The sequence below is a fragment of the Aquipuribacter hungaricus genome, from assembly GCF_037860755.1.
Classification (GTDB): Bacteria; Actinomycetota; Actinomycetes; order Actinomycetales; family JBBAYJ01; genus Aquipuribacter; species Aquipuribacter hungaricus.
Window position 1 is genome coordinate 1 of sequence record NZ_JBBEOI010000110.1, and the last position, 11,726, is coordinate 11,726.

Here is an 11,726-nt window from a genome sequence, read left to right on the forward strand (position 1 = left end):
GAGACGGCCCGGCTGCCCCAGCCGACCGGCCCAGCCCCCGAGCGCCGCCCGCGCAACGCCGCGGAGGTCCGCAGCATGCTGTCCGGCTTCCAGTCCGGGGTGACCCGCGGGCGGGCAGGCGGCGACGGCGACACCGACGGCCACCACGCCGGCGACGCCCCCGGCACCGACCCCGGAGCCGAGCACGGCGGGACCCGCCCCGCGGCCCCCGCCCCCCGTGTCCCGGCCCAGGCCGACGGCACCCACCGACCCCTGACCCGCACCACCGACTCCCGCACCACCGACTGACGGAGGACCCGGACCGTGACCACGATGAGCACCGAAGCGACGAACTTCAGCTGGCTGCTCGACAACTTCGTCCGCAGCGTCCCCGGCGTCTCGCACACCCTCGTGGTGTCGGCCGACGGCCTGCTGATGGCGATGTCGGACCAGCTGGACCGCACCCAGGGCGACCAGCTCTCCGCGATCGTGTCGGGGATCTCGTCCCTCACCCGCGGCGCCGCCCGCCAGCTCGGCGCCGGGGAGGTGCGCCAGGCCATCGTCGAGATGGACACCATGTTCCTGTTCTCGATGGTCGTCTCCGACGGCTCCGTCATCGCCGTGATGGCGGACTCCACCTGCGACGTCGGCCTCATCGGCTACGAGATGGCGCTCCTGGTCAGCCGCACCGAGCAGACCCTCACCCCGCAGCTGGTCGGCGAGATGCGCTCGCGGCTGCCGGTCTCCGGGGCCACCCGGACCCCGGTCGGCTGATCCCCGTGGACGAGCGACGCCGACCCACCCCGCAGGGCGCGGGCCGCCACTCCGACGGCGACGACTTCCACGTCCGCCCGTACGCCCTCACCCGCGGCCGCACCCGGACCGCCGGCAGCGCCCCCCTCCCGCTGGAGGCGCTGGTGCAGGCCGTCGCCGTGCCGGCCGTCTCCGACACCGTGGAGAAGCGCCGCATCCTCGAGCTCTGCGCGGACCGCTTCGAGTCCGTCGCCGAGATCAGCGCCCACCTGCGCCTGCCGGTCGGCGTCGTGCGCGTCGTCGTCGGCGACCTGCAGGAGTCCGGCCAGGTCCGGGTCCACGGCCTCACCGCCGCCACCGCGTCCGGCTCGTCCTCGTCCCCCTCGATCTCGCTGAGCGTCCTGGAGAGTGTTCTCGATGGCATCTCGTCCCTCTGAGCCCGCCGGCACGGCCGTCGCCCCGGCGCCCGTCGTCGCGCCCACCGTCGTCAAGATCGTCGTCGCGGGCGGCTTCGCCGTCGGCAAGACGACGTTCATCGGGTCGATCTCCGACATCGAGCCGCTGTCCACCGAGGCCGCGATGACCGAGCACAGCCTCGGCGTCGACGACGCGGGCGGCGTCAGCGACCGCAAGACCACCACCACGGTGGCCATGGACTTCGGCCGGATCGGCCTGCCGGGCAACCTGTGGCTGTACCTGTTCGGCACCCCCGGGCAGGACCGGTTCCTCTTCATGTGGGACGACCTGGTGCTCGGCGCGATCGGCGCGGTCGTCCTCGTCGACACCGACCGGCTCGAGCAGTGCTTCCCGGCGATCGACTACTTCGAGTCCCGCGGCATCCCGTTCGTCGTGGCGGTCAACTGCTTCGACGGCGTCGCCACGCACCACCTCGACGACGTCCGCGAGGCGCTGCAGGTGCCCGACCACATCCCGCTGCTGTACACCGACGCCCGCTCGCGCGCCGCCACCAAGCACGCGCTCGTCAACGTCGTCCGGCTCGCCATGGAGCGCGCCCGCACCCCCGAGGTCGCCGCCGTCGGCTGAGCCCCGGGGGCGGCACGGTCGTCGGGGCCCACGCGGACGGTGCACAATCCGTCCCGAGGCGAGGAGGCTGACGTGGCGTCGATCGAGGACGTGGCCCGGGCCACCGGGGTCTCGACGGCGACCGTGTCCCGGGCGCTGCGGGGGCTCGCGTCGGTGGCCGAGCCGACCCGTGCCCGCGTGCAGCTGGCCGCCCAGTCGCTGGGCTACGTGCCCTCCGCCGCGGCCGCGAGCCTGGCCAGCGGGCGCACCAAGGCCGTCGGCCTGCTCACCCCGCACGTCTCGCGATGGTTCTTCGCCGTCTGCATCGAGACCGTCGAGGCGGTCCTGCGCACCCACGGCTACGACGTCCTGCTCGTGCAGCTGCCGCCGGGCGGGCGCACCACCCCCGGCCCGTCCCGCACGCTGCCGCCGTCACGGCCCATGCTCAGCGCGGACCTGCTGCGCAAGCGGGTCGACGCCACCATCGTCCTCACCCTGCCGCTCGTGCCCGAGGAGCTCACGGTGCTGCAGGCGCTGGGCCACGAGCTGGTCTACGTCGGCGGGACCGTGCCGGGCCTGCGCTCGGTCGGCATCGACGACGTCGCGGTCGGCCGCTCCGCCACCGAGCACCTGCTGGGGCTCGGCCACACCGACGTCGCCTACGTCGGCGCGTCGCTGAGCCCGGGGGACTGGGCGCCGCCGCAGGAGCGCTACCGCGGCTACCGGCAGGCGATGACCGCCGCCGGCCTGGAGCCCGGGGAGGCGCTCGTCGCCGACCTCACCGTCGCCGACGGCCGGCGCACCGTGCGCGAGCTGCTGCGCCGGGGGACCCTGCCGGGCGCGCTGGTGTGCGCCTGCGACGAGCTGGCGATCGGCGTGCTGCACGAGCTGCGGCAGGCGGGCGTCGACGTGCCCGGGCAGGTGTCGGTCATCGGGGTCGACGACCACCCCCACGCGGAGCTCCACGACCTGACGACGATCTCGCAGCCGGTGGCCGAGCAGGCCGAGACCGCCACCCGCTGGGTGATGGAGGGCCTGCGCCCGGGCGCCCGCGCGGGCGGCACCGAGCCCGCGCCCCGCTCGGAGCGCATGCCGACCCGGCTCGTCCTGCGCCGCTCGACGGGCCCGGCCCAGGCGCGCGCGACCTGAGAGGGCCGGGCCCCGCGGCTCAGCCGTCTGCCGGCCGCCCGGGATGACCCGGTGCGACCCGGGATGCCCCCGCGCAGGCGTGTCGTCACGCTCCGTGTGAGCGCTCCCACCTCCGCGTCCTCGCCGCTCCCTCGCTGGTCACGGCGTTGCAGGATCGTTACGGGCGTGTGACGCGCCGCCCTTGATAAGTGCGTCCTGCAAGCGTTTACATGCTCCTACGTCGAACCAGGCCCACGATGGTGTGGCCGGACGAGAGCCACAACGAGGAGGCACACCCATGCGCAACCGCCTGAACAGGCGTGTCGCAGCCGCGGCCGGCGCCGGGATCAGCATCACGATGCTGCTCGCCGCGTGCGGCGCGGACCAGATCGAGGGATCCGGCGGCAGCGGGGGCGGTGACGCCTCCGGCGGCGCCGGCACCGGCGTCGACGCCGCGGCCGAGATCGACTGCGCGCCGTACGAGGAGTTCGGCGACATCGAGGGCGAAGAGGTGTCGCTGTACACCTCGATCCTCGCCCCCGAGGACCAGCCCTACATCGACGCCTTCCAGCCCTTCACCGAGTGCACCGGCGTCAGCGTCACCTACGAGGGCTCCTCGGAGTTCGAGGCCCAGCTGCTCGTCCGCACCCAGGCCGGCAACCCGCCGGACATCGCGCTGTTCCCGCAGCCGGGCCTGCTCCAGACCATCGTGCGCGACACCGGCACCGTCGTCCCCGCGCCCGACCAGGTCGAGGCCGCCGTCGACGAGTTCTACGGCGAGGACTGGAAGAACTACGGCACGGTCGACGGCGAGTTCTACGCCGCCCCCAACTCCGCGAACGTCAAGTCGTTCGTCTGGTACTCCCCGTCCGCCTTCGAGGAGGCCGGCTACGAGGTCCCCGAGACCTGGGACGAGATGCTCGCGCTCTCCGACCAGATCGTGGCCGACAACCCCGGCGGCGAGATCAAGCCCTGGTGCGCCGGCATCGAGTCCGGTGACGCCACCGGCTGGACCACGACGGACTGGATGGAGGACGTCATGCTCCGCACCGCCGGGCCCGACGTCTACGACCAGTGGGTCAACCACGAGATCCCCTTCAACGACCCGGCCGTGGCCACCGCGCTGGAGACCGTCGGCGGCATCCTCAAGAACGAGGAGTACGTCAACGGCGGCATCGGCGGCGTGCAGTCCATCGCGTCGCAGGCGTTCCAGGAGGCGGGCCTGCCGATCCTCGACGGCTCCTGCTTCATGCACCGCCAGGCCTCGTTCTACGCGGCCAACTGGCCCGACGGCACCGAGGTGGCCGAGGACGGCGACGTCTTCGCGTTCTACCTGCCCCCGATCAACGAGGAGTTCGGCAACCCCGTGCTCGGCGCCGGCGAGTTCGTCGGGGCCTTCTCGGACGAGCCGCACGTCCAGGCGTTCCAGCTGTACATGACGTCCGAGGACTTCATCAACAACCGGGCCGCCGGCGGCCAGTTCATCCCCCCGCACTCCGGGCTGGACGTCGCCAACCTGCAGAACCCGATCGACGAGCTGTCGGCCGAGCTGCTGAACGACGAGGAGGCGACCTTCCGCTTCGACGCCTCCGACCTCATGCCGGGTGCCGTCGGCGCCGGGACCTTCTGGTCGGAGATGACGGCGTGGATCGCCGAGGACAAGGCCGACGCCGAGGTCCTCGACGCCATCGAGGCCTCCTGGCCCGCGTCCTGACCTCCCGCTGACAGGCCCGTGGCGCGTCTCCTCCGGGGGGCGCGCCGCGGGCCTACCAGCAGGGGGGACGCGCGGGTAGCGTCCCCCCGCACCTCGGCCCGGGCCTCGCCCCACGAGGCCGTCCACCATCACGACGAGGAGATGCGCGGACCATGGATCTACTGCTCTCTGCCGACAGCACCGGCGACAAGCTCATCACGATGGTCGCGGCCATCATCCTGTTCGTCGCGGTCATGGGCGTGCTGCTCTTCGCCGTGGACCGGCCCAGGAACGTCCCGTCGTGGCTGGTCTTCCTGGCTTTCGTCGGCCCGGCGGCGCTGCTGCTGCTGTGGGGCCTCATCCGGCCGGCGATCCTCACGATCTACCAGTCGTTCTTCGACCGCCGGGGCGAGACGTTCGTCGGCCTCGACAACTTCGTCGCGCTGGCCACGAGCAACGACCTGCGCTCGGTGCTGGTCAACACCATCATCTGGGTCCTCATCGTCCCCGTCGCCGCCACGTTCCTCGGCCTGCTGTACGCGGTCGTCGTCGACCGCTCGCCGGTCGAGGCCCTGGCCAAGGCGCTCATCTTCCTGCCGATGGCGATCTCGCTCGTCGGCGCCAGCATCATCTGGCGCTTCGTCTACGAGTACAAGGCCGACATCGGCGACATCCAGCAGATCGGCCTGCTCAACCAGATCCTGGTCTGGCTGGGCCAGGAGCCCTACCAGTTCCTGCTCAACGGCCCGTGGAACACGTTCTTCCTCATCGTCGTGTTCATCTGGGTGCAGACCGGCTTCGCCATGACGATCCTGTCCGCGGCCATCAAGGCCATCCCCGACGACGTCACCGAGGCCGCGCGCCTGGACGGCGTCACCGGGATGCAGATGTTCCGCCACATCACCGTCCCCGGCATCCGCCCGGCGCTGGTGGTCGTGCTGACGACCATCGCCATCGGCACGCTCAAGGTCTTCGACATCGTCCGCACCATGACCGGCGGCAACTACGGCACGTCGGTGGTCGCCAACGAGTTCTACACGCAGGCGTTCCGGCAGTCGAACGCCGGCCTCGGCGCAGCCCTGGCGACGATCCTGTTCGTCCTCGTCGTCCCGATCGTCGTCTACAACGTGCGCCAGATGCGCATCTCGGAGGATGTCCGATGAGCACCACCGACCGGGAGCAGGGATTCACGACCAGCGCCGCGAGCGCCCCCGGCGTCAAGGCGGGCGACTTCGTCGACCCGGCCGTGTCGGGCGGCGGCAGCCGCACCGGCACCGTCCCCCGCTCGGCGAAGGCCAAGAAGCGCCTCACCAACCCCGGGGCCTCCCTCATCGCCATCGTCCTGGCGGTGCTGTGGACGATCCCGACGTTCGGCCTCGTGCTGTCGTCGATCCGCCCCGAGATCCAGACCAAGACCACGGGCTGGTGGACCTTCCCCCTGGACCCGCAGGTGACGGTCAACAACTACAACCTGGTGCTGTACGGCGGGCAGAACAACTTCGCCTCGTACTTCATCAACTCCCTCGTCATCACCCTGCCCGCGGTCATCATCCCGATCACGCTCGCGCTGCTGGCGGCCTACGCCTTCGCGTGGATGGACTTCCCGGGCCGCGACGCGCTCTTCGTCGGGGTGTTCGCCCTGCAGATCGTCCCCATCCAGGTGACGCTCATCCCGCTGCTGCGCGACTACAACGACGCCGGGCTGGCCGGGTCGTTCTGGCCCATCTGGCTCTCGCACTCGATCTTCGCCCTGCCCCTGGCGATCTTCCTGCTCCACAACTTCATGAAGGACATCCCCAAGTCCCTCATCGAGGCCGCCCGCGTCGACGGCGCCGGGCACGTGAAGATCTTCTTCCAGGTGCTCATGCCGCTGCTCACGCCGGCCATCGCCGCGTTCGGCGTCTTCCAGTTCCTCTGGGTGTGGAACGACCTGCTCGTCGCCCTGACGTTCGGCTCGCCCGACACCTTCCCGCTCACCGAGCGCCTGGCCAGCCTGGTCGGCTCGCGCGGCTCGGAGTGGCACGTCCTCACCGCCGGCGCCGTGATCTCGATCATCGTGCCGCTCATCGTGTTCCTGTCGCTCCAGCGCTTCTTCGTCCGCGGCCTGCTCGCGGGCAGCGTCAAGGGCTGACAGCGCGCACCAGCACAGCACCAGCACGACGGAGGCCCGGGGCAGACGCCCCGGGCCTCTGTCGTGCCCCCGCAGCCAGGCCCCGTCACGGCTCCCCGCCCCTGTCAAGGGCCTCCGGTTAAGGTCGCCCGTCCTGCTGCCGATCACGTCGAGGTCGTGACCACCGTGGTCACGTCGGATTCTCGATGGAGGCGCCGTGAGCAGCGCGACCGACGGCATGGACGAGATCGTCCAGGAGTTCCTCGTGGAGAGCCACGAGAACCTGGACCAGCTCGACCGCGACTTCGTGGAGCTCGAACAGGCCCCGGGGTCACGCGACCTGCTGGCCAGCGTCTTCCGGACGATCCACACGATCAAGGGCACCAGCGGCTTCCTCGGCTTCGGCAACCTCGAGAAGGTCACGCACGTCGGCGAGAACCTGCTCGCCAAGCTGCGCGACGGCGACCGCGTCCTCGACGGGCCGACCACCGACGTCCTGCTCCAGATGGTCGACGCCGTCCGCGCCGTCCTCACCACCATCGAGGCCACCGGCGTCGACGCGAGCTGCGACGTCAGCGAGGCCGTCGAGGCCGTCCGCGCGGTCCTGGAGACGACGCAGGCCGTCGCCGAGCCCGAGCCGGCCGCCGAGGCCGACGGCCGCGACAGCCTCGGCGAGATCCTCGTCGACTCCGGCGCCGTGAGCCCCGAGCTCGTCGGCGCCGCCCTCGGCGTCCAGGTCGCCGGCGACAGCCGCCACCTGGGCGAGATCCTCGCCGACGCCGAGGTCGTCACCGACGAGGTCCTCGCCGGCGCCCTGGAGAAGCAGTCCAAGAAGCGCTCCGCGGTCGACTCCTCGATCCGCGTCGACGTCGACGTCCTCGAGAACCTCATGCAGCTGGTCGGCGAGCTCGTCCTGTCGCGCAACCAGGTCCTGCAGCTGGCCGCCGACTCCTCCGACGCCGACCTGGTCCGCTCCGCGCACCGGCTCGACCTCATCTCCTCCTCGCTGCAGGAGGCCGTCATGAAGACGCGCATGCAGCCCATGGACTACCTGTGGGCCAAGCTGCCCCGCGTCGTCCGCGACCTGTCCGCGCAGTGCGGCAAGGAGCTGGACCTGGTCATGCACGGCCGGGAGACCGAGCTCGACCGCACCCTGCTCGACGCCGTCAAGGACCCCCTGACGCACCTGGTCCGCAACTCCGTCGACCACGGCATCGAGACCGCCGACGCCCGCGAGGCCGCCGGCAAGCCGCGCCGCGGCACGCTGACCCTGCGGGCGTACCACGAGTCCGGCCAGGTCGTCATGGAGATCTGCGACGACGGCGCCGGGATCGACCCCGCGAAGATCGGCCGCAAGGCCGTCGAGAAGGGGCTCATCACCTCCGACGAGCTCGCCGGCATGAGCCGCCGGGCCGTCCTCGACCTCATCTTCCGCCCCGGCTTCTCCACCGCCGAGGCCGTCACCAACGTCTCCGGCCGCGGCGTCGGCATGGACGTCGTGCGCACGAACATCGAGAAGATCGGCGGCAGCGTCGACCTCACCTCCACGCTCGGCCACGGCACCGTCATGCGCGTCACCATCCCGCTGACCCTGGCGATCATCCCCGCCCTCGTCGTCCGCCAGGGCGAGGAGCGCTACGCCATCCCGCAGGCCAACCTGCTCGAGCTGGTCCGAATGCACCCGGACGACCCGACCAAGGGCGTGGAGTACGTCGCCGGCGTGCCGGTCCACCGCCTGCGCGGGCGCCTGCTGCCCCTGCTCGACCTCGGCGGCCAGCTCGGCTCCACCTCCGAGCACCGCGCCGCGGCGACCATCGCGGTCCTGCGCAGCGACAACAACGAGTTCGGCCTGGTCGTGGACGAGGTCCTCGAGACCCAGGAGATCGTCGTCAAGCCGCTGGGCGCGGCGCTGACCTCGCTGCAGCTGTTCGCCGGCGCGGCGGTCATGGGCGACGGGCGGATCGCGCTCATCCTCGACGTCCTCGGCCTGGCCGGTGCGGGCAACATCCAGCACGCCGCGGCCAGCATCACCTCGAGCATGCAGGACGACCCGTCCCTGCTCGCGGAGACCTCGGCGCTGCGCAGCCTGCTCGTCGTGCGCACCGACGGCGACCGCAACGTCGCCGTCCCCCTGGAGCTCGTCGCCCGCCTCGAGGAGGTGCCGGTCACGGCGCTCGAGCGGGTCGGGTCCAGCACGGTCGTCCAGTACCGCGGCGACCTGCTCCCCGTCGTCGAGGTCGACCAGGGCGGCTGGGGCGGCGGCTACGGCGTCCCCGGCCAGGGCGGCGCGCCCGAGCTCGAGCAGCTGGGCCGCCCGGCGACGGTCACCCTCGTCGTCTACCAGCACCGCGGCGGCCTGGTCGGCCTGCGCGTGAGCGAGATCGTCGACATCGTCGAGGTCCCGCTGGTGCTGTCCCCGATCGGCGCCCGCAGCGGCAGCCTCGGCTCCCTCGTGGTCAACGGCCACATCACCGACGTCCTCGACGTCGCGGCCCTGGCCGCCCCCTTCGGCACCGACCACGCCGGCTACGACGCCGCCACCGACGAGGAGTACTCCCGTGCCCGCTGACCTGCTCACCCCCGCCGGTACCGAGGCCGGCCTCGACGCGGTGCAGTACTGCACCTTCTGGGTGGACGAGCTGTACCTCGGCATCGACGCCCTCACCGTGCAGGAGGTGCTGCGCAACCCGGGCCTGACCCCGGTGCCGCTGGCGCCGCCGGCCGTGCGCGGGCTCATCAACCTGCGCGGGCAGATCGTCACCGCGATCGACCTGGGTGCGCGGCTCGGCCGCACGCCGACGGCCCGGCGGATGAACGTCGTCGTCCGGACCGCCGACGGGTCCGCCAGCCTGCTGGTGGACAAGATCGCCGACGTCGTCCAGGTGCCCCGGTCCGGCCACGAGGCCGTCCCCACCACCCTGACCGGCGTCGCCCGCGACCTGCTGCGCGCCACCTGCCCGCTCGAGGACTCGCTGCTGCTCATCCTCGACGTCGCCCGCGTCACCGCGTTCCGCAAGGACGGCTGACCCGCGCCGCCGAGGCGCGCCGCCGGACCTCGAGTCCCCCGGCCGTCCGCACCACGCCCTGCCCCCACCCCCACACCTGGCACCACCCCATCCCGAGGAGCACCCCGTGAGCACCCCCACCCCCCGACCTGCCGCCCGGGCAGGCGCGCTGGCGAACCTCAGCCTCGCCGGCAAGATCGGCGCGATGGTCGCCGTGGTCGTCCTGACCCTGCTCGCCGTCGCGGTGAGCAACCAGGTCATGAGCAACCAGCGCACCGCCGTCAACGCCGCCTACCGCGAGGACGTCGCAGCGGACGAGCTGCTGCTCCACCTGGCCAACCGCGCCTCGGAGCACAAGTCGACCACCTTCATCGCCGCGCTGTCCGGTGACGCCGTCGCCGGCCGCGAGGGCTTCGCCGAGGACCAGGACACGGTCCAGGCCTACTTCGACGACCTCGAGGCCCTCGAGCTCGCCCCCGAGGTGGACGCCGCCGTCGCGGACCTGCAGAGCGGGTTCGAGGAGTACGAGGCCGCCGTCGACACCGCGCTCGCCGCCGTCGAGGCAGACCCCGACGCCGCCGGCGAGGCGTGGCCGACGGTCGATGCCGCCGAGGACGTCATCGACGAGGCCATGGACGCCACCACGGCCGTCGTCGACGAGTCGGTCGCGACGAAGCTCGCCGAGGCCAAGGACATGGGCGACCTCACCTCGGTCGTGCTGTGGCTCAGCGCCGGCGTCGGCGCCCTGCTCGTCGGCCTGGTCGGCTTCGCCCTGTACCGCCTCACCGCGCCGCCGCTGGCCGCGTCGGTCCGGGCGCTGGAGACCCTCGCCTCGGGCGACCTGCGGGTCAGCGCCGCCACCGGCCGCACCGACGAGGTGGGCCGCATCGGCACCGCCGTCGACAGCCTCGCCGCCCGGCTGCGCGAGTCCCTCGGCCGGGTGCAGGCCAGCGCCGGCGAGCTGCTCGGCTCCGCCGAGCAGATGGGCAGCTCCTCCGCCGAGGTCGCCGCGGCCGCCGACGAGTCCAGCCAGCAGGCCAACGTCGTCGCCGCCGCCGCCGAGCAGGTCACCCGCAACGTGCAGACCGTCGCCGCGGGCGTCGAGGAGATGGGCCAGTCCATCCGCGAGATCGCCCAGAACGCCCAGGAGGCCGCCGCGGTCGCCTCCGACGCGGTCACCGTCGCCGGCCAGGCCAACCAGATCGTCACCCGCCTCGGCGAGTCCAGCCAGCTCATCGGCGAGGTCGTCCGGGTCATCACCTCCATCGCCGAGCAGACCAACCTGCTGGCCCTCAACGCGACCATCGAGGCCGCCCGGGCTGGCGAGGCCGGCAAGGGCTTCGCGGTCGTCGCCACCGAGGTCAAGGAGCTCGCCACCCAGACCGGCAAGGCGACCGAGGACATCGGCAAGCGGGTCACCGCGATCCAGTCCGACTCCTCCGACGTGGTCGTCGCCATCGAGCGCATCGAGGCGACCATCGCCCGGATCAACGACATCCAGACGACCATCGCCTCGGCCGTCGAGGAGCAGACCGCGACGACCAGCGAGATGGGCCGCTCCCTGTCCGAGGCGGCCGCCGGTTCCGCGGAGATCGGCGCCGGGATCGTCGCCGTCGCCGCCGCCGCCGAGCAGTCCTCGGCCCAGGCGCAGACCAGCGCCGACGCCACCCGCGGCCTGTCCACCCTCAGCGAGCAGCTCGACGCCACGGTGCGCCAGTTCACCCTCTGAGCCCACCCGCCGCCCCCCGTCCGGATGAACGCCCCGGGCGGGGGGCGACGTCGTGAGGGTGCGGGGGCGACCATGCAGGGTGCCCTACCGCCTGACCGACGCCAGCGCCCTCGGCCTCGACCTCGCCCGGACCCCGGGCGGCGTCGGGGCCGCCCGCGTCCTGCTGCGCCTGCTCCTGGCCGGGCCGCAGGACGTCCGCACCCCGGTCCGGGCGCGCGCCGACCTCGTCGTGTCCCGCGAGCGGGCCCGCGAGCTGCTCGGGCCCGACGGCCCCACGGTCGTCGACCTCACCGCGGTCGAGGGCGC

General features: G+C 72.5%; 12 protein-coding genes. All 12 read left to right on the top strand.

Annotation, left to right across the window (positions count from 1 at the left end):
• The coding region (locus WCS02_RS12095; RefSeq protein ID WP_340293475.1) for a hypothetical protein at positions 1–288 on the top strand (288 nt) is incomplete at its 5' end.
• A 15-nt stretch (positions 289–303) separates the two neighbouring features.
• Positions 304–753 carry a roadblock/LC7 domain-containing protein gene (locus WCS02_RS12100; protein ID WP_452039067.1) on the top strand — a complete coding sequence of 150 codons (450 nt, stop codon included), beginning with the start codon at positions 304–306 and terminating at the stop codon, positions 751–753.
• 5 nt (positions 754–758) lie between these two features.
• On the top strand, positions 759–1,169 hold the full coding sequence (locus tag WCS02_RS12105; RefSeq protein ID WP_340293480.1) for a DUF742 domain-containing protein: 411 nt from the start codon (positions 759–761) through the stop codon (positions 1,167–1,169).
• Positions 1,150–1,776: a GTP-binding protein gene (locus WCS02_RS12110; RefSeq protein ID WP_340293483.1), complete on the top strand. Its 627-nt coding sequence runs from the start codon at positions 1,150–1,152 to the stop codon at positions 1,774–1,776. Before WCS02_RS12105 ends, WCS02_RS12110 begins: the two co-directional genes overlap by 20 nt.
• A gap of 72 nt (positions 1,777–1,848) precedes the next feature.
• On the top strand, positions 1,849–2,904 hold the full coding sequence (locus WCS02_RS12115) for a LacI family DNA-binding transcriptional regulator (RefSeq protein WP_340293486.1): 1,056 nt from the start codon (positions 1,849–1,851) through the stop codon (positions 2,902–2,904).
• A gap of 277 nt (positions 2,905–3,181) precedes the next feature.
• Positions 3,182–4,597, top strand: a complete 1,416-nt coding sequence (locus WCS02_RS12120) for an ABC transporter substrate-binding protein (RefSeq protein WP_340293489.1) — start codon at positions 3,182–3,184, stop codon at positions 4,595–4,597.
• A 152-nt stretch (positions 4,598–4,749) separates the two neighbouring features.
• Entirely contained in the window at positions 4,750–5,739 is a 990-nt protein-coding gene (locus WCS02_RS12125; protein WP_340293491.1) for a carbohydrate ABC transporter permease, read from the top strand.
• Positions 5,736–6,707: a carbohydrate ABC transporter permease gene (locus tag WCS02_RS12130; protein WP_340293494.1), complete on the top strand. Its 972-nt coding sequence runs from the start codon at positions 5,736–5,738 to the stop codon at positions 6,705–6,707. Before WCS02_RS12125 ends, WCS02_RS12130 begins: the two co-directional genes overlap by 4 nt.
• 196 nt (positions 6,708–6,903) lie before the next feature.
• A complete protein-coding gene (locus WCS02_RS12135) occupies positions 6,904–9,255 on the top strand; it encodes a chemotaxis protein CheA (protein WP_340293497.1) in 2,352 nt (783 codons plus the stop codon).
• Entirely contained in the window at positions 9,245–9,712 is a 468-nt protein-coding gene (locus WCS02_RS12140) for a chemotaxis protein CheW (protein ID WP_340293500.1), read from the top strand. Before WCS02_RS12135 ends, WCS02_RS12140 begins: the two co-directional genes overlap by 11 nt.
• Before the next feature lie 106 nt (positions 9,713–9,818).
• Complete coding sequence (locus tag WCS02_RS12145; protein WP_340293502.1) at positions 9,819–11,420, top strand: methyl-accepting chemotaxis protein; 1,602 nt, start codon at positions 9,819–9,821, stop codon at positions 11,418–11,420.
• 79 nt (positions 11,421–11,499) lie between these two features.
• A partial coding sequence (locus WCS02_RS12150) for a hypothetical protein (protein ID WP_340293504.1) occupies positions 11,500–11,726 on the top strand: 227 nt, incomplete at its 3' end.